The sequence below is a fragment of the Mycolicibacter acidiphilus genome (assembly GCF_018455725.1).
Lineage (GTDB): Bacteria > Actinomycetota > Actinomycetes > Mycobacteriales > Mycobacteriaceae > Mycobacterium > Mycobacterium acidiphilum.
This window is the reverse complement of sequence record NZ_JAHCLR010000001.1, coordinates 147808-174571: the sequence shown is the minus strand read 5'-3', so window position 1 is coordinate 174571 and position 26764 is coordinate 147808. Positions and strand designations below refer to the sequence as shown.

The window sequence follows — 26764 nt, the reverse complement described above, 5'->3', positions numbered from 1 at the left end:
CTAGGCATCCGGGTCGGGCGACGGTGTGTCTAGCTGAGTGTCTTCGGCCGCCGCCCGGACGGCCTGCGACGCCGCCCGCGCCGACGGCGTCACCAGCATCACCTGACCGAGCACACCGTTGACGAAACCGGGCGAGTCATCGGTGGACAGTTCCTTGGCCAGCTGCACGGCCTCGTCGACGGCGACCGGCTCCGGCACGTCCTCGGCGTGCAGCAGCTCCCAGACCGCCACCCGCAGGATCGCCCGGTCCACCGCCGGCAGCCGCTCCAGCGTCCAGCCCTGCAGGTGCGAGGAGATCAGGTCGTCGATGTGGGCGCTGTGCGCGGTCACGCCCTCGGCGACCGCCACCGTGTACGGGTGCAGCGGCGCCACGTCGGGCTGCTGCTCGGCCAGCGCGGCGCGCAGTTCCGCGGTGTGCGCCGCGGTCAGCCCGCGCGCTTCTGCTTCGAACAGCAGGTCGACCGCGCGCTTGCGGGCCAGATGACGTCCCCGTACGGGTTTGGCGGGCTTGGCCGCCTCGGCCGCTCGGCCCTTAGGAGTGGGCACGGTCAGCCGTTGACCCGGCCCAGGTAGCTGCCGTCGCGGGTGTCGACCTTCAGCTTGTCCCCGGTGTTGATGAACAGCGGCACCTGGATCTCCGCGCCGGTCTCCATGGTGGCGGGCTTGGTGCCGGCACTGGACCGGTCGCCCTGCAGGCCCGGCTCGGTGCTCGCGACCACCAGCTCGACGCTGACCGGGAGCTCCAGGTACAGCGCGGCGCCGTTGTGGAAGGCGATCTGCACCAGCATGCCCTCCAGCAGGTAGTTCGCGGAGTCGCCGACGAGTGCCTCACCCAGCGGGTGCTGCTCGAAGTCCTGGCTGTCCATGAAGACGAAGTCGGCCCCGTCGCGGTACAGGTAGGTGGCGTCGCGACGGTCGACGGTGGCGGTCTCCACCTTGACGCCGGCGTTGTAGGTCTTGTCGACGACCTTGCCGGAGACGACGTTCTTGAGCTTGGTGCGCACGAACGCCGGACCCTTGCCCGGTTTGACGTGCTGGAACTCGGTGATCTGCCACAGCTGGCCGTCGATCACCAGCACCAGCCCGTTCTTGAAATCAGCGGTCGAGGCCACGGTCTTCTCCGTCTTCTTAGGTCACGATGGTCAGTTCCCTGGGGAACCGAGTCAGCAGTTCTGGGGTCTGCCCGGGGGTGTCAGCGACAACGAGGGTGTCCTCGATGCGGACACCGCCGCGTTCGGGCAGATAGACACCGGGTTCCACGGTCACCACGGCACCGGCAAGCAGTGTACCTGCGGCCGTCGCGTTGATTCCCGGCGCTTCATGAATCCGCAGGCCCACCCCGTGCCCCAGGCCGTGACTGAAGGTCTCGGCGTACCCGGCGGCGGCGATCACCTCGCGGGCGGCGGCATCCACCGCCCGCAGGTCGGCGCCGGGTTCCAGCGCTGCCCGGCCGGCGCTCTGGGCGTCGGCGACCACCTGGTAGATCTCCCGCTGCCAGTCCGCGGGGGAACCCAGCACGAACGTCCGGGTCATGTCGGAGTGGTAGCCGGCCACCAGCGCCCCGAAGTCGATCTTGACGAGATCACCGGCGGTCAGCACCGCATCGGTCGGCCGGTGGTGCGGGACCGCCGAGTTGGCGCCGGTGGCCACGATCGTCTCGAACGACGCCGCGTCGGCGCCGTGGTCGAGCATCAGCGACTCCAGCTCCCGGCGCACCTCGCGTTCGGTACGGCCCGGGCGCAGCCCGCCGCGGGCCAGCAGATCCGTCAGCGCGGCGTCTGCCGCCTCGCACGCCAGCCGCAGCAGGGCCACCTCGCCGGCGTCCTTGGTCTCGCGCAGCGCCTCCACGCTGCCCGCCGCGCGCACCAGGTTGACGCCCTCGGCGGCGGCCGACAGCGTGTCGAAGGCGTCGACGGTGACGACATCGGCCTCGAAACCGAGCCGGCGCACCCCCGACTCGGCCGCACCGGCCGCCAGCCGGCTCGCTCCGGCCCGTTCGATGAGGACCGACAGATCCGGTGCCTGGCGGGCCGCCTGGGTGCGGTACCGGCCGTCAGTGGCCAGCACCGTGGGCCGGTCGTCGGCGTAGACCAGCAGCGCGCCGGCCGAGCCGGTGAACCCGGACAGATAACGCACATTGACCAGGTCTGTGACCAGGATCGCGTCCAGATCCGCCGCGGTGATCGCGGCGCGCAGCCGCGCCCGACGGGAGGAATGTGTCACGCAGTGTGACGGTACTCGCTACGCTGTGCCCCCATGAGGAACTGGTTGCTGCGCGGATTGGTCCTGGCGGTGCTGATGATCGTGATCCGCCTTGTCCAGGGTGTGCTGATCAACGCCTTCGAGGCGCGCGCCGGGCTGATCAGCCTCGCACTGATGGCCGTGTTCGTGGCGGCGGTGATGGTGTGGGGGCTCAAAGACGGCCGCGCCGACGCCGCCGCCAACCCGGACCCGGACCGCCGTCGCGACCTGGCGATGACGTGGCTGGGCGCGGGCCTGTTCGCCGGGGTGGTCAGCGGCGCGGTGTCGTGGCTGATCGCACTGGTCGACAAGGCGCTGTACGCCAGCAGCCTGGTCAACGAGGTCAGCACGTTCGCGGCGTTCACCGCGATGCTGGTGTTCGTGCCGGCGGTGGGTGCGGTCACCGTCGGCCGCAAGCTGGTCGACCGGCAAAACGCCAAGATGCCCCAGCACCACCACGGCCTGGCCGCGCTGGAGGCCGGTGAGAGCACCGACGTGTTCGCCGCGGTCGGCGCCCCGCTGGCCGTCGAAGCCGATGCGGCCGGTGAGGCGACAGCCGCTGAGGCCGCCGCGCCGGCCACCGTGGCGGCGCCCGCCCCGAGCGCCGGCTTCACCACCGAGGAGATCCCCGGTGACACCGAGGAGATCAACCTGGCGACGCTGACGGCGCCCGCCGAACAGGCTCCAGAGGCCGCCGACGACCCCGGTCAGCCGGCGAGCTGACGGGTCAGTCCGCCGACTCGACCAGGTAGCGCAGCGCGAGCAGATAGCCGCGCACCCCGAGGCCGACGACCACGCCGGTGGCGATCGGACTCAGGTAGGAGTGCCGCCGAAACTCTTCGCGCGCATGCACATTCGAGATGTGCAGTTCGATCAGCGGTGCCCGCAGCTCCGCGCAGGCATCCCGCAGCGCCACCGAGGTGTGGGTCAGGCCACCGGCGTTGAGGATCACCGGCTCACCGGCGTCGGCGGCGTCGTGGATCCACTCCAGCAACTCCGCCTCGCTGTCGCTCTGCCGCACGACGACGTCGACGCCCAACTCGGCGGCTTCGGCCTCGATCAGCGCGGTCAGATCGTCATAGCTGGTGTCGCCGTAGACATCCGGTTCCCGCCGTCCCAGCCGGCGCAGGTTCGGCCCGTTGACGACGTTGATCCGGTTCATGCCCGCCCCAGTTTGAAGCGCTTGCCGACCTCGTCGTAGGCGGCGGCCAGCAGCATCGGGTCGGGACCTTCCAGCCGGCCCGGCTTGGCCAGCCCGTCGAGCACCACGAACCGCAGCACGCCGCCGCGAGTCTTCTTGTCCCCCAGCATGTATTCCAGCAGCACCGGCAGCGCGTTCTCGTAGTAACTGACCGGCAGCCCCAGTGCCATCAGGATCGAACGATGCCGGTCCGCCGTCTCGTCGTCGAGGCGCCCGGTGACCCGGGCCAGTTCGGCCGCGAAGACCAGGCCCACCGACACCGCGTCGCCGTGCCGCCACTGGTAGTGCTCCAGCGCCTCGATCGCATGCGCCAGGGTGTGGCCGTAGTTGAGGATCTCCCGCAGATCCGATTCCTTCTCGTCGGCCGCCACCACGCCGGCCTTCACCGCGATCGCGCGCTGCACCAGCTCGCCGAGCACGTCACCGGCGGGGTCCACCGCGGCCTTGGGGTCGGCCTCGATCAGGTCCAGGATCACCGGGTCGGCGATGAAACCGGCTTTGACGATCTCCGGCATCCCGGCGGTGATCTCCCGCGGCGGCAGCGTCTCCAGGGTGGCCAGATCCACGAAGACCGCGTCCGGCTGGTGGAACGCCCCGACCAGGTTCTTGCCGGCGTCGGTGTTGATGCCGGTCTTGCCGCCGATCGCGGCGTCGACCATCGCCAGCAGCGTGGTGGGAACGTGCACGACGGAGATGCCGCGCAGCCAGCTGGCCGCCGCGAAGCCGGTGACGTCGGTGGCGGCGCCGCCGCCGAGGCTCACCAGTGCGTCCTTGCGGCCGAGGCCGATCTGGCCCAGCACATCCCAGATGAACCCGAGCACCTGCACCGTCTTGGCTTCCTCAGCGTCCGGGATCTCCACACGGTGCGCTTCAATGCCCTTGTCGCACAGGTACGTTCGGATGGCCTCGGCGGTCTCGGTCAGCGTCGGCTGGTACAGGATCGCGACCTTGTGCCGGCCCTCGAGGTGTTCGGCCAGATCACCGAGCAGGCCTTTACCGACCACCACCGGGTACGGCGGGTCGGTCTCCACCGTGATGGTGATCGGCTCGGTGATGTTCGTCATTTACGTCCTCCGGTCTGTCGTGCGGCCAGCGCTGCTGGGGTGAGTGGGGTCGGCGCGCACGTGGGTGCGGCCGTGGGGGGTGATGTCGGTGCGGGAGCGGGCGCCGGGTTCTTCGGCCGGCGGGAGTCCAGCCGGGCCACGATATAGCGCACCACCGCTCCGGGGTTGCGCCGGTTGGTGTTGACCCGGATCGTCGCGACCCGGCGGTACAGCGGGGCCCGCTGCGCCATCAGCTCGCGGAACTTCTCCGCGCGGCCCGGCCCGGCGAGCAGTGGCCGCACCGCGCCGCCCCCGGTGCGCCGCACGCCCTCGGCGGCGCTGATCTCGAGGAACACCACGGTGTGCCCGGCCAGCGCGTCCCGGACGGCGGGGGTGGTGACAGCGCCGCCGCCGAGCGACAGCACGCCGTCGTGCTCGGCCAGCGCCGACCGGACCACATCCTCTTCGATGCGGCGGAATTCCTGTTCGCCGTCCACCGCGAAGATGTCGGCGATGCTGCGGCCGGTTCGGGCCTCGATCTCCGCGTCGGTGTCGATCATCGCGACGCCCAGCGCCTTGGCCAGCCGCCGCCCGATGGTGGACTTGCCCGCTCCGGGCAATCCCACCAGTACGGCCCTGGGTGCCATGACCGGGTTATCCCGATACCCGGTCGCGGACCGGCTCCCGGTCTGCCACCGACTGCCGGTATGCCTCGATGTTGCGCCGGGTCTCGTCCAGCGAGTCGCCGCCGAATTTGGCCAGCGCAGCCCGGGCCAGCACCAGCGCCACCATCGCCTCGGCGACGACGCCGGCGGCCGGGACCGCGCAGACGTCGGAGCGCTGGTGGATCGCGACCGCCTCGTCGCCGGTGGCCATGTCGACGGTCGCCAGCGCCCGCGGCACGGTCGAGATCGGTTTCATCGCGGCGCGGACTCGCAGCGGCTGACCGTTGGTCATGCCGCCCTCCAGGCCGCCGGCCCGGTTGGTGGAGCGGACCACGCCGTCCGGGCCGGGGTACATCTCGTCGTGGGCGGCGCTGCCGCGTCGGCGCGCGGTGGTGAAACCGTCACCGATCTCGACGCCCTTGATCGCCTGGATGCCCATCACCGCGGCGGCCAGCTGACTGTCCAGCCGGTCGTCGCCGCTGATGAACGAGCCGAGGCCGATCGGCAGCCCGGAGACCACCACCTCCACCACCCCGCCGAGGGTGTCGCCGTCGGCCTTGGCGGCCTCGATCTCGGCGATCATGGACTGTTCGGCGGCGGCGTCGAACGCCCGCACCGGGCTGGCGTCGATCGCGGCCAGGTTCTCGGGCAGCGGCGCCGGACCGTCGTAGGGCTGCGACGCCCCGATCGAGATCACATGCGAGATCACCTGCACGCCCAGCGCCTGCGCCAGAAACGCACGGGCGACGGTGCCGGCGGTGACACGCGCCGCGGTCTCCCGCGCACTGGCCCGCTCCAGCACCGGGCGGGCGTCGTCGAAGCCGTACTTGAGCATGCCGGCGTAGTCGGCGTGGCCGGGCCGCGGCCGGGTCAGCGGCGCGTTGCGGGCCCCGCCCTCGGCTTCCAGGACCGCCGGATCCACCGGGTCCGGCGACATCACCGTTTCCCACTTGGGCCATTCGGTGTTGCCGATCTCGACGGCGATCGGCCCACCCAGGGTGCGGCCGTGTCGCACGCCAGACAGCACGGTCACCGCGTCGGCCTCGAATTTCATCCGCGCCCCGCGCCCATAGCCGAGTCGACGGCGGGCCAGCTGGGCGGCGATGTCGTCAGACGTGACGGCGACTCCGGCGACCATGCCCTCGACCATGGCCACCAGCGCACGTCCGTGTGATTCCCCGGCGGTTATCCAACGCAACACAAGTCCCATCTTCCCATGCCGATCCCGGTGTCTGGGATTCGAGGACCCTGCCGAACAGCGTGCGATCAGTCACGCACGGCAACGCAGTGGGTGTGCAGTGGGTGTGGCGACAGTGAAACGCGGGACGGTCAGGAACCGTTTTTGAGGATCAAGTAGGTGACCGCGTCCGGCCCGTTGCTCGGTGAGGTCACCGCGTTCAACTGGCTGCCGGCGTTGCCGACGACGCCGTCGAGGATCCGGTCGAAGTCTTCGGCCGAGGTCTGCGGACCGAGCACCACCAGCGGCGACTCGCCCGAACCCGGGTCCATCAGGTACCCGCCGTACGAGTCGGCGTTGCCGGAGGTCTGCGCGAACAGATCCAGCCACTGCACGGTGGTGTCGACACCCTCCGCGCTGGACAGTTGCACAGCCGGAACCTGCACGTCAGGCAGCGACGGCGCAGACATGTTTGTTGCGGCCAGTGCGGCGCCGACAACGACCGCCCCTGCGGCCACGCCCCCAATGACAGATCGCTTCACGGTCACCCCCTTTATAGGCTTCACCCGGACAACGGGCTTCACACTGCGCTCCATACTACCTAATAGTCGGCTGAGCGGCAAACGTTGTCTGTAAAGATTCGTCGCAGCATTAATTTTGTTGCACCCTGCTGCGCCGACGACCATCGTCGCACGCCGATGCTGCGCTGTCGCCTCAGAACGCGCCGAGTGCCACGGCGGCCGCACTGGCCGCACACATCGACGGCCCGTGTGGCACCGTCCGGCCACCACGACACAGCAGCACCAGCAGCCCCAGCCCGGCGGTGAGCAGCGGTGCTGCCACCGCCGCCAGTGACCACACCGGCGCACCGAATGCGCCGGTCAGCGCCCCCAGACTGACCGCCAGCTTGACGTCCCCACCGCCCAGGCCACCCGGCGCGATCAGATGCACCACCAGGTAGACCGTGCTCAGGGCCGCCGCGCCGGCCAGCGCCCCGGCTCCCCGCCCGGCGTACACCGCCACCAGTGGCACCAGCACCGCTGCGGGCAGCGTCAACCAGTCCGGCAGCCGGCGACACCGGATGTCGTAACCGCTGAGCAGCCCCATCCACAGCACCACGAACCCCGCCGCCATGCGGGCATGCTTACGACAGTTCGGGCAGCGCGCAAGTCATCGCGGCGCGCGGGGCCGGCAACCCGGTGAACAACTCGACCTGGGTGAACGCCTGATGCAGCAGCATCTGCAGGCCGCTGATCACCGTTCCGCCCGCCGCACTCACCGCGGCGGCCAGCGGCGTCGGCCACGGGTTGTAGATCGCGTCGAGCAGCACCGGAACCCCGGCCAGCACCGGTGCGTAGCGGGCCGCCACCTCGGCGGGAACCGTGCTCACGGCCGTCGTGCAGCCCGCGACCGCGACGGCCAGTCCCGGATCGTCCAGTCCGCAGAACCGGGCGGGAACCCCCAGTTCAGCGGCCAGTGCCACGATCCGGGCGGCCTTACCGGGATCGCGCGCGGCCACCGTGAGGTCGGTGACGCCGAGTTCGGCCAGCGCCACCACGGCCGCCGGTGCGGTGCCGCCCGAGCCGAGCACCACCGCGGGCCCCCCGGAAACCGCGGCGCCCAGCGCACCGGCCACCCCGTCGACGTCGGTGTTGTCGGCCAGCCAGCCGGTGGCGGTGCGCACCAGGGTGTTCGCCGAACCGACCAGCTCAGCTCGCGCGGTGCGCTCGTCGGCGCAGGCCAGCGCCGCGAACTTGCCGGGCATGGTGACTGAGACCCCGACCCATTCCGGCCCGAGCCCGCGCACCAGTCCCGGCAGTTCGTCGGCGCCGCACTCGATGCGCTCGTAGGTCCAGTCGGTCAGGCCCAGGGCGCGGTAGGCGGCCAGGTGCAGTTGGGGTGAGCGGGAGTGGGCGATCGGCGAACCGAGCACCGCCGCCCGGCGGCTACCGGGAGCTGTCCAGGACACCGTTGCCCAGCGCTAACTCGATGTTGTTCAGGTGCTGCTGATAGCTGTGGGTGAACAGCGTCGTGCCGTCCTTGTCGATCGTGACGAAGTACAGCCAGTCGCCCGGTTCGGGGTGTTCCGCGGCCTGCAGCGCCTCCATCCCCGGCGAGCAGATCGGGGTGGCGGGCAGTCCCTCGGAGGCGTAGGTGTTCCACGGTGTCACCTTGGCCCGATCGGCGTCGGTGGTGGCGACCTCCTGGCGGTCCAGCGGATAGTTCACCGTCGAGTCGAATTCCAGTCGCTGCGGCTCCCGCAGCCGGTTGTCGATGACCCGGGCGACCTTCGCGAAGTCCTGCGGCAGCGACTCCCGCTGCACCAGCGACGCCACCACCAGCAGGTCGTACGGCGTCATGCCCAGTTGCGCCGCGGTCTGGGTCAGCCCGGACTTGGCCAGTTCCGCACCGCTCTGCGCGATCAGCTTGGCCAGCACGGTCGGTGCCGGTGCGGTCGGGTCGACGTTCCAGGTGCCCGCCATGATCAGACCCTCGATACGGCGGTGGTCGTGGCCCATCTTCGTGGCGGGCCCGATCGCCCAGTCCGGCACCGACAGCGCCTGCAGCGACTCCGTCTCCGAGGCACGCCGCAGATCCGCCGCCTTGAGGCAGTGGTGCTCGTCTTCCAGGTCCAGGCAGCTGGCCTCGGCGATCAGCGTGAACACCCCGGGCGTCACCCGCCCGGTCCGCGCCTCGACGGTGTCGTCGAGTTGACGGCCCTCCGGGATCACCAGCTTGCCGACCCGATTCGCCGGGTCGGTCAGTTCCTGCACCGCGGTCGCGGCCGGGATCTCGGTGCGCAGCCGGTAGAAGCCGGGCTGGATCGCCTGCACCGCGGCGCTGCTCTGCGCGATGGTCAGGAACGGGCCGACCTCGGCGATCACCCCGGCGTTGCGCAACGTGTCGGCGACCGCGCTGGTCCAGTCGCCTTCGTGCACCTCGATCAGAACCTGCGGACCGCCCTCACCGGTGAAGTCGACGACGGGGGTGCTGGAGTGCCAGAGCTTGGAGCCGACGAACACCGCGGCGATGACGGCCATGGTGACCAGCACGCCGCCGAGCCCCAGGACGGCACGCCGGCGGCGGCGCCGCAGGCGATCCGCCCGGGCGCGCTCGGTCCGGCTCATCCGGCGGCGCGCCGGACCGACGGCGGTCGGCTCGGCTTTCCGGCCACGCTTGTCGTCAGGCATCCTCGTCCTCCGTCGGGCGGACCAGGGTTCGCCGTTGATCGAGCCAGGTCTGCAGGATCGTCACTGCCGCCACCTGGTCGATGACCGCCCGATGATTCTTGGTCCGCATCCCGGCCTCCCGCAGTGACCGGTGCGCGCTGACCGTGCTCAGCCGCTCGTCGGCCAGTCGCACCGGGATCGGCGCGATACGGGCGGCCAGCGCGTCGGCGACGCCGATGGCGTCGTCGGCGGCAGAACCCGCCCGATCGGCCAGGGTCCGCGGCAGCCCGACCACCACCTCGACCACGCCCAGATCGGCGACCAGGCCGGCGAGACGGCGCAGGTGCGAACCGGAGGAATGCCGGCGGACGGTCTCCACCGGGGTGGCCAGCAGCCCGTCGGGGTCGCTGCACGCCACCCCGATCCGCACGCTGCCGACGTCGACGCCGAGGCGGCGTCCCCGGCCGGGATCGTCGGACCCGCCGGGCCGGTCCGGGGCGCGGTCCTGACCGGTCACGAGGACTGGCTCTGCCCGACCGCCGATCGCACCGCCGCCAGTGCGGTGTCGATCCCCGCGGCGTTCTTACCCGATCCCTGCGCGAGGTCGGCCTTGCCGCCGCCGCGCCCGTCGACCGCCGCGGAGAGCTGCTTGACCAGGTCACCGGCGCTCAAACCCAGCTCCTGCGCGGCAGGGTTGATCGCGACGACGTACGGCACGCTGTCGGCGCCGTCGGCGATCAGCGCCACCACGGCCGGGTCGGCGCCGAGCTTGCCGCGGACGTCGCCGGCCAGCGAACGCAGATCGGTACCTGTCATTCCGCTGGGCATTCGCTGTGTCACCAGCCGCACTCTACCGATCTGCTCGGCTCCGGCGGCCGCATTCGATGCTGCGGCCCGCGCGTTCGCGAGCCGGGCCCGGTCGAGTTCCTTCTCGGCGACCTTCAGCTTCTCCACCAGCGTGGCGACCCGGGCCGGCACCTCCTCCGACGGCACCTTCAACGTCGACGCCAGCCCGGCCATCAGCGCCCGCTCCTTGGCCAGGTGGCGGAACGAGTCGAGCCCGACGTAGGCCTCCACCCGGCGCACGCCCGAGCCGACCGACGACTCGCCGAGCAGGGTCACCGGCCCGATCTGCGCCGAGTTGTGCACGTGGGTGCCGCCGCACAGTTCCAGTGAGAACGGTCCGCCGATCTCCACGACCCGCACCTCATCGGGGTAGGCCTCGCCGAACAGCGCCATCGCGCCCATCGACTTGGCCTGCTCGAGCCCGGTCAGGAAGGTGTTGACGGCGTAGTCGGCCTGCACCGCCTCGTTGGCAAGTTCCTCGACCCGGACCCGCTGGTCCTCGGTGAGCGCGCCCTGCCAGTGGAAGTCGAACCGCAGGTAGCCCGGCCGGTTCAGCGATCCGGCCTGAACAGCGTTGGGTCCCAGCACCTGTCGCAGCGCGGCGTGCACCATGTGGGTGCCGGAGTGGCCCTGGGTGGCACCGCGGCGCCAGGCCGGGTCGACGGCGGCCACCACGGTGTCGCCCTCGACGAACTCCCCCGACTCCACGTTCACCCGGTGCGTCCACAGCGTTTTGGCGATCTTCTGCACGTCGGTGACGGCGGCCTTGGCGGTGTTGGTGGCGCCGCTGATGCTGCCGGTGTCGGCGATCTGCCCACCGGATTCGGCATACAGCGGGGTGCGGTCCAGCACTAGTTCGATCCGGTCGGTGGCCGCGGAGTCCGCGTGCGTGACGACCGGAACCCGCTTTCCGTCCACGAAGATTCCGAGAATCCTTGCCTCCGACGACAATTCGTCGAAGCCGGTGAACTCGGTGGGTGCGGTGTCGACCAGTTCGCGGTAGGCGGACAGGTCGGCGTGCGCGTGCTTGCGGGCGGCGGCGTCAGCCTTCGCCCGGGCGCGCTGCTCGGCCATCAGCTCCCGGAAGCCGGACTCGTCGACGGAGAGGCCCGCCTCGGCCGCCATCTCCAGCGTCAGCTCGATCGGGAACCCGTAGGTGTCGTGCAGAGCGAAGGCGTCCGAACCGGACAGCACGGTGGTCCCGGCGGATTGGGTCGCGGCGGCTGCATCTTCGAAGAGCTTCGAACCCGACGCCAGGGTGCGGTTGAACGCGGCCTCCTCGGCGACCGCGATCCGCTGGATCCGGTCGAAATCGGTGACCAGTTCCGGGTAGGACGGGCCCATCGCGTCGCGGACCACCGCCATCAGGTCACCGACGATCGGGGCGTCGATGCCGAGCAGCTTCGCCGACCGGATCACCCGGCGCAGCAGTCGGCGCAGCACATAGCCGCGGCCGTCGTTGCCGGGGCTGACGCCGTCGCCGATCAGGATCGCCGCGGTGCGGGAGTGATCGGCGATGATCCGGTAGCGCACGTCGTCGGCGTGGTTGCCGGAGTCATAGGGACGGGCCGCGACGGTGGCGACCTTGTCGATGACCGGCCGCACCAGGTCGGTCTCGTAGACGTTGTGCACGCCCTGCAGCAGGAACGCGACCCGTTCGACGCCCATCCCGGTGTCGATGTTCTGCCGCGGCAGCGGTCCGAGGATCTCGAAGTTGTCCTTGCCGGTCCCCTCGCCGCGTTCGTTCTGCATGAACACGAGGTTCCAGATCTCGATGTAACGGTCCTCGTTGGCGACCGGGCCGCCGTCGACGCCGAACTCCGGGCCGCGGTCGTAGTAGATCTCCGACGACGGGCCGCAGGGGCCGGGGATGCCCATCGACCAGTAGTTGTCCGCCATGCCGCGGCGCTGGATCCGCTCGGCGGGCAGCCCGGCGATCTCCTGCCACAGCGCCATCGCCTCGTCGTCGTCGAGATAGACGGTGGCCCACAGCCGTTCGGGGTCCAGCCCGTACCCGCCATCGTCGACGCTGTTGGTCAGCAGCGTCCACGCCAACTCGATCGCACCGCGCTTGAAGTAGTCGCCGAACGAGAAGTTGCCGGCCATCTGGAAGAAGGTGTTGTGCCGGGTGGTGATGCCGACTTCGTCGATGTCGGGGGTGCGGATGCACTTCTGGACGCTGGTGGCCGTGGCATACGGCGGGGTCCGCTGGCCCAGGAAATAGGGCACGAACTGCACCATGCCGGCGTTGATGAACAGCAGGTTCGGGTCGTCGAGAATCACTGAAGCGCTGGGCACCTCGGTGTGCCCCGCCTTCACGAAGTGATCGAGGAAGCGCTTCCTGATCTCGTGTGTCTGCACTACTTGATCGCTTTCTGGTCGCTTCCCGGGGAAAATCCGCACGTCGAATGGACCGCACCACAGTACCGGGCAGAGCCGGCCGGCCGCGCGCTAGCCACCGACGAAGCTCAGCCGCGCCGACCGCTGGGGTCGTCCCCGTTGAGGTCTACCAGCACCACGGACCGCCACGTTCCCCGCACCGACCACCGGGGTCATGATCGCCGGTGCCACGAACCCCGGCAGCACGTGATCGGCGGTGTGGCGAGGTGAGCCGTGCGTATGCCGGTACCGATCGTGCCGCGGCAATCGCCCGCATGCGGGAGGTACCCCTGTTACTCCAGGGCATCGACGAGGTCGTCGTCGGAGCCCACTTCGGGACACGCGTGGTGAGCGCCGGTGTAACCGCCTCGGACAGGATCAGTCGCGCAGCGGACGGCCCTGCGCGTCGGGAACCTTGCCGACGAGCATCAGGATTCCGTCGATGAACGGCCAGATAGCCCCCAGTCCGAAGGTCAGCCAGGTAGCCGCGATCTGCGCGATGCCGATCCCGGTGTAGCCCAGATAGAACCGGCCGACCCCGAACCCGCCGAGAAATATCTGCAGCAGACCGGCGACGATCTTGCTCTTGTCGGACAGTTGACCGCCGTATCCGTAACCACCGCCAGGAGTCGGATACTGCGGATAGCCCTGCTGCGGGTGATAGCCGGTTTGCGGGTAGGCACCTGGCTGGGGCGGCGGGTATCCGCCGGGCGTCGGGTGCTGCGATGCATTACCTGCATGTCCACTGAAGTCGTCAGGCGTCGTCATAGTTGATCAATCTACCGCGTGTTTCGACTGAGTTAGCCGCTCCGGCGGCGGATGATCGCCCGTAATTTCGCCAGCCGCCCGCCGATCTCGCGTTCCGCTCCCCGGCCGGTCGGCCGGTAGTAGTCGACGCCGACCAGTTCGTCGGGCGGGTACTGCTGCGGCACCACACCGTCGGGATGGTTGTGCGAGTACTGGTAGCCGACGGCGTTGCCCAGGGCTTTCGCCCCGGAGTAGTGGCCGTCGCGCATGTTCGGCGGCACCAGCCCGGCCTTGCCGGCCTTGATGTCGTTCATCGCCGCGGCCAGCGCGGTGGTGACCGCATTGGATTTCGGTGCGGTGGCCAGGTGGATGACGGCGTGCGCCAGCGTGAGCTGGGCTTCCGGCAGGCCGATCAGCGCGACGGTCTGGGCGGCGGCCACCGCCAGCGGCAGCGCGGTCGGGTCGGCCATGCCGATGTCCTCGCTGGCCAGGATCATCAGCCGGCGGGCGATGAACCGCGGATCCTCCCCCGCCGTCAGCATCCGGGCCAGGTAGTGCAGTGCGGCGTCGACGTCGGAGCCGCGCACGCTCTTGATGAACGCGCTGGCCACGTCGTAGTGCTGATCGCCGTCGCGGTCGTAGCGCACCGCCGCCTTGTCCAGCGACTGTTCGACGGTCTCCACGGTGATCGCACCGCCGGGCGGTACCCCCTCGGCCGCCACCTCGAGTGCGGTCAGCGCGCGGCGGGCGTCCCCGGCGGCCAGTCGCACCAGCAGGTCCACCGCGTCGATGTCGGCCCGCACCCGCCCGTCCAGCCCGCGCGGGTCGGCGAGCGCCCGGTCGACCAGGGTGCGCACCGCGTCGGCGCCCAGCGGCCGCAGCTGCAGGATCAGCGAACGCGACAGCAGCGGGGCCACCACCGAGAACGACGGGTTCTCGGTGGTCGCGGCGACCAGCAGCACCACCCGGTTCTCCACGGCGGCCAGCAGCGCGTCCTGCTGGGTTTTGGAGAACCGGTGCACCTCGTCGATGAACAGCACGGTCTGCTCGCCGTAGGCGGCGGCCCGGCGGGCGTCGTCGATGACGGCCCGCACCTCTTTGACCCCGGCGCTCAGCGCTGACAGCGCCTCGAACCGCCGCCCGGTGGCCTGTGAGATCAGCGACGCCAGCGTGGTCTTGCCGGTGCCGGGCGGGCCGTACAGGATCACCGACGCCGCCCCCGAGCCGTCGACCAGTCGGCGCAGCGGCGAGTTCTGCCCGAGCAGATGACCCTGCCCGACCACCTCGTCCAGCGACACCGGTCGCATCCGCACCGCCAGCGGCGCCCCGGCCGGCGGCACCCTGGCGGGTTCCGGGCGGACCTCCCCGGTTACGTCGAACAGACCGTCGGACACGGGTTCAGGCATACCACGCCGGCACTGGTGCGGCTCAGTCGTAGGTGATCACGCCCCGGATGATCGTGCCGTCGCGCAGATCCTGGTAGCCCTCGTTGACCTGTTCCAGGGTGTAGCGGCGGGTGATCAGCTCATCGAGTTTGAGCTGCCCGGCGTCGTAGAGCCGCAGCAACCGGACGATGTCGTACTGCGGGTTGGCCGAGCCGAACAGACTGCCCTTGATCGTCTTCTCGAACAGCGCCATCACCGAACCGGAGACGTGCACGTCGAGGTCTTCGAGCCGGCCCAGCCCGATGATGACGACGGTGCCGCCCTTGCCGATGGTGTTGAAGCCCGCGGTGATGACGGCTTCGTCGAGGTGCCCGACGGTGACCAGCGCCTGATCGGCCATCTGCCCCCAGGTCAGCTCCGCGATCTTGATCATCGCCTCGTCGGCGTCGGCGAAAGCGTGGGTGGCGCCGAACTTCAGCGCGGTGTCGCGTTTGAACGCCACCGGGTCGACGACCACCACGTGCTTGGCGCCGGCGTGCACCGCACCCTGGACCGCGTTGATGCCGACCCCGCCGATGCCGTAGATGACCACGGTGTCCCCGGCGCGCACCCCGCCGGAGTAGTTGGCGCCGCCCCAGCCGGTGGGCACCCCGCAGCCGGCCAGCACCGCGGTCTGCAGCGGCAGCCAGTCGTCGATCTTCACCACCGAGTACTGCGAGACCGTGGCCCGTTGCGCGAACGTGCCGAGCATGCAGAAGCCGCCGTAATCCGTGCCGGCCTTGCGGTCGTGGAACCGGAAGGTCCCGTCCGGCATGCAGCCCTCCAGGATCGTCGCGCCCAGGTCGCAGAGGTTCTGCCGGCCGGTGGAGCAGTACCGGCAGGTGCCGCAGCTGGGGATGAAGCAGCACACCACGTGATCGCCGGGCGCCACCTTGGTCACGCCGGGACCGACGTCCTCGACCACCCCGGAGCCCTCGTGCCCGCCGACGATCGGGTAGCGGGCCGGCCAGTCGCCGTCGGCCACGTGCAGATCGGAGTGGCACAGCCCGGCGGCGCTGAACTTGACCAGCACCTCACCGGGCCCCGGGCCGTCCAGGTCCAGCTCCATGATCTCGAACGGCTGATGCGGTGCATGCGCCACTGCGGCAACTGTTTTCATGATTGCCATCCAACCGGTTGGGGCGGTCCCGGCGGCGCGTTTCAGCCGGATTAGTGGGCCGGTCCAGCGTCAGCGGGCTGCGTCACGAAGTCGATCAGCTCCTCCACCCGACCGATCAGCTCCGGCTCCAGGTCCGTCCAGTCCCGCACGCTGCCCCGGATACGGCGCCACGCGGCGGCGATGTCGGCCTGGTCGGCGTGCGGCCAGCCCAGTTCCGCGCAGACGCCGTGCTTCCACTCGACGTTGCGCGGGATCACCGGCCAGGCGTCCCGGCCGATGCGGGCCGGCTTCACCGCCTGCCAGATGTCGACGAACGGGTGCCCGACGATCAGGACGTGCTCGCCGCCGGGTCCGCGGCGCACGGCCTCGACGATGCGGGTCTCCTTGGAGCCGGCGACCAGGTGGTCGACCAGCACGCCGAGCCGCCGGTCGGCGGTGGGCGCGAACTCCTCGACGATGCCGGCCAGGTCGTCGATGCCGCCCAGGTACTCGACCACCACGCCCTCGATCCGCAGGTCGTCGCCCCAGACCTGTTCGACGAGTTCGGCGTCGTGCCGGCCCTCGACGTAGATCCGGCTGGCCAGCGCGACCTTCGCCCGAGCACCCGGCACGGCCACCGAGCCGGACGCGGTGCGGGCGGGCGTCTTCGGCGCGACCGGGCGCGGTTCGGTGAGGATCACCGGCCGGCCGTCGATCAGATAGCCGGGGCCGACCGGGAACCCGCGGGTGCGCCCGTGCCGGTCCTCCAGATCCATCCGGCCGTACTCCACTCGCACCACGGCGCCGACGTAACCGCTCTGAGCATCCTCGACCACCATGCCCAGTTCCAGCGGCACTTCGACGGAGCGCGGCCGACGTGCGGCGTGCGGGTTGGCGGCGAGGATGTCGGTTCCGTAGCGGTCAGCCATTCCGGCGATCTTTCCGCAGCGGGCGTCCCCGCCGTGGGCGGCTCGCCGGGCGGCCGGGTCCCGCGCGGCCACCGGGACTCAAAACCACAGCAGTCACACCAGTAACTTCCGTCACTCTAATTAGCTTTAACCTCAGATAACAACTACATCAACATCAATCACTTTGATCAACGAATACCACTCATTTAACATTACTAAGTTTTTGTCTCATAAAGCGATATCAATATGCAACTGCATCAATATTCGCGTTATGCTCGGGAACCTCACGGATTGACAGATATCACGGAGGTTGCGAAATGTACCGGAACGCGACACGGCGTGTCGTGCGGTTCGGGAAGCGACACTGGGTCGTATCCGGGCTGATCACCGGGGGGATTGTGGGCGCACTGACGGCATCGCCGGCGGTCGCCTGGGCGGACGGCATCGGTCTCGGCATGGGTTGGGATGCCGTCGCGCAATGCGAATCGGGCGGCAACTGGGCCGCCGACACCGGCAATGGCTTCTACGGCGGTCTGCAGTTCAAACCGTCGACCTGGCATTCGTTCGGCGGGGTGGGGTCCCCGGCGAAAGCGTCACGCGAGGAGCAGATCGCCGTCGCGAATCGGGTGCTGGACGAACAGGGTCCCTACGCGTGGCCGAAATGCGGACCGGGCCGGGTCTTCCCGTCGAACCCGAAAGGCTGGGTGCCGCCGGCACTGCGCGGCCTGCTCAAGCCACTGTGGTGAGACCGGCTACGTCAGCACCGCCTGCGTCTGGGTGACCCGGGCGACCGCCTTCCCGCGGTCGTCGACGAGATCGGTCTGCACGACGATCGTGCTGCGCCCGACGTGCAGCGGGGTACTCGTCGCGGTGACGGTGCCGTCCCGCACCGCCCGGAAGAAATTGGTCTTGGACTCAATCGTCGAGGTGCTGGCACCCTGGGGCAGGTTGGCGACCGCGCACACCGCGCCGACGGTGTCGGCGAACGCCATCAGCGCTCCCCCGTGCAGGATGCCGGCGGTGGTGCACCGCTCCTGCGCCCACGCCATCGTGGCGCTCACCTGCTGCGGGGTCAGTTCGGTGACGTCGATCTGCAGCGCAGCCGCGAACGGCATGCTGTCGATGACCAGTCGGGCGAATTCGCTGGGTTCCATGCCTGACAGCCTCGCGTGCCGTCCCCCTGCATGCCGCCGATTCCCGCGAGTTCAACGCCAGCGCGGGAAACCCCGACAGCACGTCACGCTGACGTCGAACTCGGCGGGGAACCTCAGCGCGGCTCGGGCTTGGCGTCGATCCCGGACTCCTTGCGCTGCTGCGCGGTGATCGGCGCCGGGGCATCGGTCAGCGGGTCGATGCCGCCACCGGACTTCGGGAAGGCGATCACCTCGCGGATCGAGTCGACCCCGGCCAGCAGCGACACCACCCGGTCCCAGCCGAACGCCAGCCCGCCGTGCGGCGGTGCGCCGTAGCTGAAGGCGTCGAGCAGGAAGCCGAACTTCTCCTGCGCCTCCTCGGCGCCGATCCCCATCACCTCGAAGACCTGCTGCTGCACGTCGCGGCGGTGGATACGAACGGAGCCACCGCCGATCTCGTTGCCGTTGCACACCACGTCGTAGGCGTCGGCCAGCACCGCGCCGGGGTCGGATTGCAGCGTCGCCTCGTGGCCGGGCTTCGGCGAGGTGAACGCGTGATGCACCGCGGTCCACGCCCCGGAGCCGACGGCGACGTCCCCGGCGGCGGTCGCGTCGCCGGCCGGCTCGAACAGCGGCGGGTCGACCACCCAGGTGAACGCCCAAGCGGCCGGGTCGATCAGGTCGAGGCGTTTGGCGATCTCGATGCGCGCTGCACCCAGCAGCGCCCGCGCACCCTTGGCGGGCCCGGCCGCGAAGAAGATGCAGTCCCCCGGCTTGGCGTCGACATGCCCGGCCAGGCCGGCCCGCTCGGCGTCGGTGAGGTTCTTGGCGACCGGACCGGACAGCTCGCCGTCCTCGCCCACCAGGACGTAAGCCAGGCCCTTGTGCCCGCGCTGCTTGGCGAACTCCTGCCAGCCGTCCAGCGTGCGCCGCGGCTGCGACGCCCCACCCGGCATGACCACCGCGCCGACGTACGGCGCCTGGAACACCCGGAACTCGGTGTCTTTGAAGAACTCCGCGCACTCCACCAGTTCCAGGCCGAACCGCAGGTCGGGCTTGTCGGAGCCGAACCGGCGCATGGCGTCGGCGTAGGTGATCCGCGGCAGCGGGGTCGGCAGGGCGTAGCCGATCAGCGCCCACAGCGCCGTCAGCACCTCTTCGGCCACCGCCATGACGTCCTCGGCGTCGACGAAGCTCATCTCCAGGTCGAGCTGGGTGAACTCCGGTTGCCGGTCGGCGCGGAAGTCCTCGTCCCGGTAGCAGCGGGCGATCTGGTAGTAGCGCTCCATGCCGGCGACCATCAGCAACTGCTTGAACAGCTGCGGGCTCTGCGGCAACGCGTAGAACGAACCGGGCTGCAGCCGGGCGGGCACCAGGAAGTCGCGGGCGCCCTCCGGGGTGGAGCGGGTCAGGGTCGGGGTCTCGATCTCGACGAAGTCGTGGCCGGCCAGCACCCCGCGGGCGGCGGCGTTCACCTTGGAGCGCAGCCGCAGCGCCGCGCCGGGGCCGTCCTCGCGGCGCAGGTCCAGGTAGCGGTGCCGCAGCCGGGCCTCTTCACCGGCCGGCTCGTCGAGCTGGAACGGCAGCGGCGCGGCCTCGTTGAGCACGGTCAGCGACGTCGCGTTGACCTCGATGGCGCCGGTGGGCAGGTCCGGGTTCTCGTTCCCAGCCGGCCGGACCTCGACGACACCGGTGACGGCGACGCAGAATTCGGCACGCAACCGGTGCGCCTGCTCCAGGATCTCCGCGCTGCGGAAGACCACCTGGGACACCCCGGAGGCGTCGCGCAGGTCGATGAAGATCACCCCGCCGTGGTCGCGGCGGCGGGCAACCCAACCGGCCAGCGTGACGGTCAGCCCGGCGTCGGTGGCTCGCAGTGAACCGGCGTCGTGGCTGCGCAGCACGGAATACCCCCTGAACGGAATCGGTTTGGTAGCGCGCCCAGTCTAGAGGGAGCGCATGGCACGGACCGGGGCGGTCGGTGCTTTAAGCTCTCTGACTGTGACCGATGGCACCCTCGACGGGGACAAGTTCGATGACGGCTTCCCCGACGGCGGAGCCACCGAGGCCTACGAAGCTCAGGACGCTTCGGATTTCGAGGACGGCGACGACGAGTACGACTCCGACGATGAGTACGACGAGGATTCGGAACTCGCTGACGACGAGTACGACGAAGACGACGAAGACGGCGGGGACGACGAGTCGGAAGTCGAAGAAGAAGACGAAGACGACGACGACACCGAGTACGTCGAGACCCCGGTCGTCCGGTCGCGCGGTGCGCACGCGGTGTACTCCGACGACGATGACGACGAAGAAGAAGAGGAAGAAGACGAGGAGTCTTCAGCCAAGGGCCTCAGCGGCAGCCTGAAGTGGGGCCTGATCGCGGTGGTACTGCTGGCGGTGGTGGCCGTCGTGCTGGTGGGGGTGGTGTTGCTCGGCGGTGATCCCGGCAAGGGCGGCATGGCCGAGGGCACCGGCGCCGGACGCGGGGCGGCCCCCTCCGGGATCGCGAGCGCCGACGACACCGGCCCGGTGACCGTCATCATCGATGACCCCAGTTGCACCGCATGGACCGCGATCAGTTCCAACCTGGCCAACACGCTGTCCCTGCTGGGACACGGCAAGTGGAACGAGCGCGACCAGTCGATCCCGGCCTCGGAGTGGAACGACGAGCAGAAGAAGGAGTACCTGGCCGCCGGTCAGGTGGTGCGCAGTGCGGCCGCCCAGACCATCGGGCTGGTGAAGCTGACGCCGCACCGGGTGATGCGGGAACTGTACGAGCAGTTCATCGCCTACTCGCGGGCATTCGTCGAGCACATCCCCAACTACACCGCGCGGGACGCCGCCCTGTCCGGCACCGCGCACAGCGCCGCCTCGGCGCTGGCCGCGATCTGCGCCGCCACCACGAACGGCTCGGCAGCCTCGCGTGGCCCGCTGGTGGAGGCCCAGTCCGCGCCGACCAAGACCGCGACGCCGGGCAATCCGACCAATCCGCAGCGCTACCTGACCGGACCCAACCCGGTCTGCGCCGACTGGCGGACCGCACTGGACAAGTTCGGTGCCGACACCGCGGATTGGCAGGGCATCGACCCGAGCATTCCGTCGACCTACTGGAACCCGCAGCAGAAGGCCGCCAACCTGGCGGTCGGCCCGATCATGATCAGCCTGGCCAACAAGATGCAGCAGTTGGGTCGTCGCAGCAACAACCCGGTCCTGCAGGACTTCGCGGAACTCTCTGCGCAGTACCGGCGGGCGTTCGTGGTCGCGCTGCCGACCTACGACCCGTCGGACAACTATCTGGCCAACGCCGCGACGTTCGTCTCCACCACCGTGCTCGGCGGGTGTGCGGCGGTGACGCCGGCCGGCGGGTAACGCCAGGTCGCGGATACAAAAAACCGGCGCAGCCCACGGGCTGCGCCGGTTTTCTTGTCGGTTGGGTCAGGCCCAGCTGGAGCCGACGGCCGAGTCGGTGTTGGCCATGTTGTTGCCGGCCGACTGCACCTTCTGACCGTGCGAGTTCGCCTGCTCGTAGATGACCGCGAAGTTGCGGCCGAGCTGGGTCACGAACTCCTGGCACGCCACCGAACCGGCGCCGCCCCAGAAATCCCCGGCGGCGAGCACGTCGTGCACGATCGCCTGGTGCTCCGCCTCCAGGGAGGCGGCCTGGGCGCGGATCAGCGCACCGTGGGCGTCGACGTCGCCGAACTGGTAATTGATGCTCATCAGAGGGTCTCCTTCTAGCTCGACAGGATCTGCTGCGAGGCAGCTTCCTGCTGCTCGTAGTGGTTCGCGTCGCGGATCAGCCCGTCCCGCACCCCGTGCAGCATGTTCACGATGTTGCGGAACGCCGTCTGCATCTGGCCCATGGTGTCGTAGCTGGTCTTCTCCGCCAGACCACCCCAGCCCGAGCCGGAGATGTTCGTCGACGACGCCCACATCCGGCGGGCCTCGTCCTCAACGGTCTGCGCGTGAACGTCGAAACGCCCCGCCATCGAACGCATCGCGTCCGGGTCGGTCATAAAACGTGCCATGAGACTCTCCTAAGTCGATCGAAATTCCTGTGGTGCCGGGGCCGACCCGGCGCGAACGTGTGTCCAGGCCCCTTCCGTCACCCGCCGGCCGGCGAACGGGGGATCACCTTGGGGGCTTTAGCGGCGATGGCGCCCATGCCGCGGCCGGCCATCGCACCCATCATCGCGTGACCGAACGGGCCGCCGGGCAGACCGGAGGTGGCCGACATGGTCTGCACCGGGGCGCTGACCGTGGTGGCCGGCAGCACCGGGGCGGCGCGGACCATGCCGTCGGCGGCCGCCGCCCAGGCTCCCGGCACCTTCAGCGCGCCCATCGAAGCGGCTTCACCCAGCTTCGCCGAGATCGCGCTGGTGGCCGAGCTGAAATGGCCGGCCAGCACGCCGACCGCGCCCTGCAGCTTGTCGTTGACGAAGTCGCCGATCTGCGTCATCAGCGTGCCGGTGCCGCCACTGGCCGCGCCGCTGGTCTGGCTGGCCAGCGAGGACCCGGCGGCTGAGCCCATCCGGGCGAACTGCTGCAGCATCATCAGGTACCGGATCGCCGTCGAGCCGTAGGTCGCCGGGTAGTAGAGGAACTGGGAAGCCGTCTGCAGATTGGCGCTGGTGAAGGACTCCGGAAGAGCCTGGATCGTTGAATCCGGGACACCCAGCATCGACAGCGTCTGCCCGATGGTCGCTTGTGGCGCGCCGGTGCTACCGCCGGGGGTCTGCGGCGTCGTCGGCGACGGCTGTGTCCCGGTTTGGCCGCCATCCGCGGCCGATCCCGCCTGGCTCTTCGCCGTCGCCGGCTGCGCCAGCGCCTTGTTGTTGGTCTTCGACGCGCCGTCGTAGGTGTCCATGGTGGCACCGTCCTGCGCCCACATCACCTCGTACATGTGCTCGGTGGCCATGATCGCCGGCGTGTTCTGGCCCAGCCAGTTCGTCGCGATCAGCGACAGCAGCGTGGCCCGGTTGGCCGCGATCACCGCCGGCGGCACCGAGGCGGCCTGCGCGGACTGGAACAGCGCGGCCGCAGTGGTGGCCTGCTGCGCCATCTCCGCCGCCGCCGAGGCCGCCTGCTGCAGGCTGGTGATGTGCGTCGCGATCGACGATTCCGCCACCAGTGACGCCGGGCTGTTCCACACGAACGGCAGGTCCGAGGCCACCCCGTGGGTGGCCGTCGCCGATGACGACAGGTCCGCCGCCATCGCGGTCCAGGCGGCCGCTGCCTCCAGCAGCGGCCCCGCGCCGGGGCCGGTGTTGATCATCCAGGAGTTGATCTCCGGCGGAAAGAGCATGAAGCTCATACAGGCGTCTCGTCTCAGATCGCAGATGTCGCGGCGGCGCTGGCGGCGTTGGCAGCCTCGGCGATCGCGTAGCGGGCGGCATTGTTGTTCATCGTGGCCACGATCTGCTGGTGGGCGGCGGCGGCCAGCGCACTGAACTGCTGGAACAACTCGCCGTTGGTGTTCAGCTGCCCGGCGGCCATCCCGGACACCGGGTCCACGGCCGCGGGTATCACACCGGTCGTCGGCGCGGCACCGGCCGCGATCCCCTCGGTCATCGCGTCACCGATGCCCGAGAGATTGCCGGCGGCGGCCGTCAGAAGCTCAGGGTGGACATCTACGAACGACATCTGTTCCTCCTGGAATACGAAGCGGGGATGCTCGGTGTTGCGTGGTCGAAATCTGCGTCACGATTTGACGCACGTCACTCTAGCCGAAGCCGATTAATAGCGATCTGATAAATCCGGGCTGCTCGGCGCGCACCGTCACCCGCGTCCGACCGGCTCCATGCCGGTTCGGGTCGACGCGACCAGTCGTGTTCACCGAGCAGACGACCTCTCCGAGTAGTTGTGGTGGTGCCAGTAGCCGTTACGGCCCGTTACGTGTGTTCTCCACAACAGGCCGGAGACAGAACGTAACACCGGTTCAAGCCGCAGTACAGCGGGGCTACAAACTTTCAGTAAAGGTTTGGCAACTGACCAGACGTCACAACTCCGGTTAAGTAAAGTGCCCGGATTGTGGCCGGCCAACGCAGGGCAGCACGGCGCCGGTCTGTGCAAAGCTGATGGGGCTGAACCGGCCTCACCTCGAACCTCACGGAGCGTGCGATGACCTTCAACGAAGGCATGCAGATCGACACGAGCACCACTAAATCCGGCGGAGGCGGGCGCGGGATCGCGATCGGCGGTGGCGTGACCGGCCTGTTGATCATGGTGGTGGCGCTGCTGCTGGGCGCCGACCCGGGTGATGTGCTCAGCCAGCAGCCGGTGAGCCCGGGTCAGTATTCATCGCCGGGCTTCGATCTGAACAAATGCCGCACCGGCCAGGACGCCAATAAATATGTGCAGTGCCGTGTGGTGGCTACCAGCAATTCGGTAGACGCGGTGTGGTCGGACCTGATGCGCGGCTACACCCGCCCGCACGTCCAACTGTTCACCGGTCAGGTCGGCACCGGCTGCGGAACCGCCAGCAGCGCGGTCGGACCGTTCTACTGCCCCGTCGACCAGACCGCCTACTTCGACACGGACTTCTTCCAGGTGCTCGTCAACCAGTTCGGGTCCAGCAGCGGTCCGCTGGCACAGGAATATGTAGTAGCCCATGAGTTCGGCCACCACGTGCAGAACCTGCAGGGGGTGCTGGGCCGCGCTCAGCACGGCGCGCAGGGTGCGACCGGCGCCGGGGTGCGCACCGAACTGCAGGCCGACTGCTACGCCGGGGTGTGGGCGCACTACGCGTCGGTCACCAAGCAGGAGAGCACGGGGGTGCCGTTCCTGGAGCCGCTGACCGACGACGACATCCGCGATGCACTGTCGGCGGCGTCGTCGGTGGGCGACGATCGGATTCAGAAGGCCGCGACCGGCCGGGTCAACCCGGAGTCCTGGACGCACGGCGCCTCATCGCAGCGCCAGCACTGGTTCACCGTCGGCTACCAGACCGGCGACCCGAAGCAGTGCGACACGTTCGCCGCCGCCGATCTGGGGTAGGCGGTTCGCGCCGAGACGACGAGTGACGCGCCCGGCTATCCATTCCCGGCCAGCAGCCCTTCCAGCTCGGCGCGCCCGGCGTCGTCCAGTGGCAGCAGCGGGCGCCGCGGCACTCCGGCGGTCACCCCGAGTAGTTCCAGGCCGGCTTTGACCGTGGTGGCCAGTCCCCCGGCGACGATGAACTCCAGCAGCGGTTTCAGGTCGTTGTACAGGGCCTGGGCGTGATCCAGATTCCCGGTGATCACCGCCTCGTACAAGTCCAGGCACGCCTGCGGCCGCAGGTTCGGCGCCGCCGTGCACCAGCCGGCCGCGCCGGCGCGCAGTGCCTCGAGGACCAGCGGGTTGCTGCCGTTGTAGAACGGCAGGTGGCCGTCGGACAGCTTCGCGATCCGCAGCATCCGGGTGATGTCGCCCGTCGACTCCTTCACCATCGTGACGTTGTCGATGGTCTCGAACATGCCCACCAGGAATTCGGGGCTCATGTCCACCCCGGAGGTGGCCGGGTTGTTGTAGGCGACGATCGGGACGTCGACGGCCGCCGAGATGCTCGCGTAGTGCGCCGCGATCTCCCGCTCGGAGAGCTTCCAGTACGCCACCGGGGCCACCATCACCGCGTCGGCGCCGGCCTGCCGCGCGTATTCAGCGCGTCGCACCGTCTTCGCCGTCGTCACATCGGAGACGCCGACCAGCACCGGCAGTCGGCCGGCGACCGCCGCCACCGAGGTGTCGACGACGGCGTCGAACTCGTCCTCGGTGAGGTAGGCCAGCTCACCGGTGCTGCCCAGCGGGGCGATGGCGTGCACGCCGGCATCGACCAGTCGCTCGACGATCACGGTCAGCGCAGTGGTGTCGATGCGCTCGTCCGCGGTGAACGGGGTGACGGGGTAGGCGATGATGCCGTGGAAATCGGGCTGCTCTGTCATGTTCGGTGCTTTCTAGGTTTGGGTGATCGCGTCGGGGTGGTTGACCAGTGCCCGGCGGGCGTAGTAGGCGAAGTTGGCCGCGCTGCGGGCCGGGCGCAGCGTCCAGTCGTGGGCTTCGCGGGCGAGTTGCTCCGGCAGCGGTTTGATCTCACCGGCCGCCATCGCGGTCATCTGCAGTTCGGCGGCGCGTTCGATCAGCACGCCCAGCGAACAGGCCTCCTCGATGCTGGCGCCGGCGATGATCTGGCCGTGGTGCGCCAGCAGGATCGCCTTCTTGTCCCCGAGGGCCGCAGCGATGGTCTCCCCCTCCTCGTTGCCGACCGGGACGCCCGGCCAGAACGGCAGGAATGCCACGTCGTCGTAGAGCGCGGTGGTGTCCATGTGCGAGATCACCAGCGGAACCTCCAGCATCGACAGTGCCGCGACGTGGTAGGCGTGACTGTGCACGATGCACTGCACGTCCGGGCGGGCCCGGTAGATCCAGCTGTGGAATCGGTTGGCGGGGTTGGCCATTCCGTCCCCTTCGAGGACGTTCAGGTCCTCGTCGACCAACAGCAGATTGTCCTGCGTGATCTCGTCGAACCCCAGCCCGAGCCGCTGCGTGTAGTAGGTGCCGGGCTCCTCACCGCGAGCGGTGATCTGGCCGGTCAGACCGGAGTCGTGCCCACGGTCCGACAGCGCCCGGCAGGTCAGCGCGAGCTTCTGCCGGATGGTCCAGTCCGGTTCGGTGAGCGTCTGCGCCATCCGGTCCTGTGCACGCTGCATCAGATCGGACTTGGAATCGCCGAATGTGGTCGCCATCGCCAGCT

The 26764-nt window shown here is 69.6% G+C and carries 28 protein-coding genes and 2 pseudogenes; 4 read left to right on the top strand and 26 right to left on the bottom strand.

Annotated features, from left to right (window positions below; all coding sequences use genetic code 11):
- The 3 genes from nusB to KIH27_RS01020 are packed head-to-tail and all read right to left on the bottom strand — an operon-like array spanning window position 1 to window position 2223.
- Window positions 1-546 carry a transcription antitermination factor NusB gene (gene nusB / locus KIH27_RS01030; RefSeq protein ID WP_214091041.1) on the bottom strand — a complete coding sequence of 182 codons (546 nt, stop codon included), beginning with the start codon at window positions 544-546 and terminating at the stop codon, window positions 1-3.
- Window positions 547-548: 2 nt separating this feature from the next.
- Window positions 549-1112, bottom strand: a complete 564-nt coding sequence (efp, locus tag KIH27_RS01025; RefSeq protein ID WP_214091040.1) for an elongation factor P — start codon at window positions 1110-1112, stop codon at window positions 549-551.
- A gap of 16 nt (window positions 1113-1128) precedes the next feature.
- Window positions 1129-2223, bottom strand: a complete 1095-nt coding sequence (locus KIH27_RS01020; RefSeq protein WP_214091039.1) for a M24 family metallopeptidase — start codon at window positions 2221-2223, stop codon at window positions 1129-1131.
- Between the two features lie 33 nt (window positions 2224-2256).
- Here KIH27_RS01020 and KIH27_RS01015 point away from each other — a divergent pair, with 33 nt between their 5' ends.
- Window positions 2257-2964, top strand: a complete 708-nt coding sequence (locus KIH27_RS01015; RefSeq protein ID WP_214091038.1) for a B-4DMT family transporter — start codon at window positions 2257-2259, stop codon at window positions 2962-2964.
- A gap of 4 nt (window positions 2965-2968) precedes the next feature.
- On the opposite strand, the gene aroQ is transcribed toward KIH27_RS01015, so the two are convergent.
- The 15 genes and pseudogenes from aroQ to KIH27_RS00945 all read right to left on the bottom strand — a co-directional run bounded on the left by aroQ (window position 2969) and on the right by KIH27_RS00945 (window position 16921).
- Entirely contained in the window at window positions 2969-3403 is a 435-nt protein-coding gene (gene aroQ / locus KIH27_RS01010; RefSeq protein WP_214091037.1) for a type II 3-dehydroquinate dehydratase, read from the bottom strand.
- A complete protein-coding gene (gene aroB / locus KIH27_RS01005) occupies window positions 3400-4497 on the bottom strand; it encodes a 3-dehydroquinate synthase (protein ID WP_307856759.1) in 1098 nt (365 codons plus the stop codon). The genes aroQ and aroB overlap by 4 nt, the downstream gene beginning before the upstream one ends.
- A gap of 110 nt (window positions 4498-4607) precedes the next feature.
- Window positions 4608-5132 (bottom strand): annotated as a pseudogene (locus KIH27_RS01000) (shikimate kinase); the annotation flags it as partial.
- 7 nt (window positions 5133-5139) lie between these two features.
- A complete protein-coding gene (gene aroC / locus KIH27_RS00995; RefSeq protein ID WP_214091034.1) occupies window positions 5140-6351 on the bottom strand; it encodes a chorismate synthase in 1212 nt (403 codons plus the stop codon).
- A gap of 128 nt (window positions 6352-6479) precedes the next feature.
- Complete coding sequence (locus tag KIH27_RS00990) at window positions 6480-6845, bottom strand: hypothetical protein (protein ID WP_214091033.1); 366 nt, start codon at window positions 6843-6845, stop codon at window positions 6480-6482.
- Window positions 6846-7041: 196 nt separating this feature from the next.
- On the bottom strand, window positions 7042-7461 hold the full coding sequence (locus KIH27_RS00985) for a prepilin peptidase (protein ID WP_214091032.1): 420 nt from the start codon (window positions 7459-7461) through the stop codon (window positions 7042-7044).
- A gap of 10 nt (window positions 7462-7471) precedes the next feature.
- Window positions 7472-8296, bottom strand: coding sequence for a shikimate dehydrogenase (locus tag KIH27_RS00980; RefSeq protein ID WP_214091031.1), 825 nt, complete (start codon window positions 8294-8296; stop codon window positions 7472-7474).
- Window positions 8274-9518, bottom strand: a complete 1245-nt coding sequence (mltG, locus tag KIH27_RS00975) for an endolytic transglycosylase MltG (protein ID WP_214091030.1) — start codon at window positions 9516-9518, stop codon at window positions 8274-8276. Before mltG ends, KIH27_RS00980 begins: the two co-directional genes overlap by 23 nt.
- A complete protein-coding gene (gene ruvX / locus KIH27_RS00970; protein WP_372451279.1) occupies window positions 9511-10014 on the bottom strand; it encodes a Holliday junction resolvase RuvX in 504 nt (167 codons plus the stop codon). The genes mltG and ruvX overlap by 8 nt, the downstream gene beginning before the upstream one ends.
- Window positions 10011-12704 carry an alanine--tRNA ligase gene (gene alaS / locus KIH27_RS00965; RefSeq protein WP_214091029.1) on the bottom strand — a complete coding sequence of 898 codons (2694 nt, stop codon included), beginning with the start codon at window positions 12702-12704 and terminating at the stop codon, window positions 10011-10013. The genes ruvX and alaS overlap by 4 nt, the downstream gene beginning before the upstream one ends.
- 90 nt (window positions 12705-12794) lie before the next feature.
- Window positions 12795-13051 (bottom strand): annotated as a pseudogene (locus KIH27_RS22320) (YjbQ family protein); the annotation flags it as partial.
- Window positions 13052-13100: 49 nt separating this feature from the next.
- Window positions 13101-13490 (bottom strand): TM2 domain-containing protein, encoded by a 390-nt coding sequence (locus KIH27_RS00960; protein ID WP_214091028.1) that lies wholly within the window; start codon window positions 13488-13490, stop codon window positions 13101-13103.
- 32 nt (window positions 13491-13522) lie between these two features.
- A complete protein-coding gene (locus KIH27_RS00955) occupies window positions 13523-14875 on the bottom strand; it encodes a replication-associated recombination protein A (RefSeq protein WP_214091027.1) in 1353 nt (450 codons plus the stop codon).
- Window positions 14876-14897: 22 nt separating this feature from the next.
- On the bottom strand, window positions 14898-16013 hold the full coding sequence (locus KIH27_RS00950) for an NDMA-dependent alcohol dehydrogenase (RefSeq protein WP_214091026.1): 1116 nt from the start codon (window positions 16011-16013) through the stop codon (window positions 14898-14900).
- A 50-nt stretch (window positions 16014-16063) separates the two neighbouring features.
- On the bottom strand, window positions 16064-16921 hold the full coding sequence (locus tag KIH27_RS00945) for a DUF3097 domain-containing protein (RefSeq protein ID WP_214091025.1): 858 nt from the start codon (window positions 16919-16921) through the stop codon (window positions 16064-16066).
- Between the two features lie 296 nt (window positions 16922-17217).
- On the opposite strand from KIH27_RS00945, the gene KIH27_RS23250 reads away from it, so the two are divergent.
- The gene (locus tag KIH27_RS23250; protein ID WP_214091024.1) at window positions 17218-17646 is read left to right on the top strand and encodes a transglycosylase family protein; all 429 of its coding nucleotides are present in this window, start codon (window positions 17218-17220) and stop codon (window positions 17644-17646) included.
- A gap of 6 nt (window positions 17647-17652) precedes the next feature.
- Here KIH27_RS23250 and KIH27_RS00935 read toward each other — a convergent pair whose 3' ends face one another.
- Window positions 17653-18054: a PaaI family thioesterase gene (locus KIH27_RS00935; protein ID WP_214091023.1), complete on the bottom strand. Its 402-nt coding sequence runs from the start codon at window positions 18052-18054 to the stop codon at window positions 17653-17655.
- Between the two features lie 113 nt (window positions 18055-18167).
- Window positions 18168-19937, bottom strand: a complete 1770-nt coding sequence (aspS, locus tag KIH27_RS00930; protein ID WP_214091022.1) for an aspartate--tRNA ligase — start codon at window positions 19935-19937, stop codon at window positions 18168-18170.
- Between the two features lie 97 nt (window positions 19938-20034).
- On the opposite strand from aspS, the gene KIH27_RS00925 reads away from it, so the two are divergent.
- Entirely contained in the window at window positions 20035-21405 is a 1371-nt protein-coding gene (locus KIH27_RS00925; RefSeq protein WP_250149356.1) for an ESX-1 system-associated protein, read from the top strand.
- 66 nt (window positions 21406-21471) lie between these two features.
- Here the strand turns inward: KIH27_RS00925 and KIH27_RS00920 are convergent, their stop codons facing one another.
- From KIH27_RS00920 to KIH27_RS00905, 4 genes are all read right to left on the bottom strand, one after another.
- Window positions 21472-21756: a WXG100 family type VII secretion target gene (locus KIH27_RS00920; RefSeq protein WP_214091021.1), complete on the bottom strand. Its 285-nt coding sequence runs from the start codon at window positions 21754-21756 to the stop codon at window positions 21472-21474.
- Between the two features lie 14 nt (window positions 21757-21770).
- Window positions 21771-22064 (bottom strand): WXG100 family type VII secretion target, encoded by a 294-nt coding sequence (locus KIH27_RS00915; RefSeq protein WP_214091020.1) that lies wholly within the window; start codon window positions 22062-22064, stop codon window positions 21771-21773.
- 77 nt (window positions 22065-22141) lie between these two features.
- A complete protein-coding gene (locus KIH27_RS00910) occupies window positions 22142-23350 on the bottom strand; it encodes a PPE family protein (protein WP_214091019.1) in 1209 nt (402 codons plus the stop codon).
- A gap of 14 nt (window positions 23351-23364) precedes the next feature.
- Complete coding sequence (locus tag KIH27_RS00905; protein WP_214091018.1) at window positions 23365-23679, bottom strand: PE family protein; 315 nt, start codon at window positions 23677-23679, stop codon at window positions 23365-23367.
- Between the two features lie 477 nt (window positions 23680-24156).
- Here KIH27_RS00905 and ypfJ point away from each other — a divergent pair, with 477 nt between their 5' ends.
- A complete protein-coding gene (gene ypfJ, locus KIH27_RS00900; RefSeq protein WP_214091017.1) occupies window positions 24157-25032 on the top strand; it encodes a KPN_02809 family neutral zinc metallopeptidase in 876 nt (291 codons plus the stop codon).
- Between the two features lie 35 nt (window positions 25033-25067).
- Here the strand turns inward: ypfJ and KIH27_RS00895 are convergent, their stop codons facing one another.
- Together KIH27_RS00895 and KIH27_RS00890 are read right to left on the bottom strand one after the other, a co-directional pair.
- Window positions 25068-25955: a dihydrodipicolinate synthase family protein gene (locus tag KIH27_RS00895; protein WP_214091016.1), complete on the bottom strand. Its 888-nt coding sequence runs from the start codon at window positions 25953-25955 to the stop codon at window positions 25068-25070.
- A gap of 12 nt (window positions 25956-25967) precedes the next feature.
- Complete coding sequence (locus KIH27_RS00890; protein ID WP_214091015.1) at window positions 25968-26756, bottom strand: aldolase; 789 nt, start codon at window positions 26754-26756, stop codon at window positions 25968-25970.
- Between the last annotated feature and the right edge of the window lie 8 nt (window positions 26757-26764).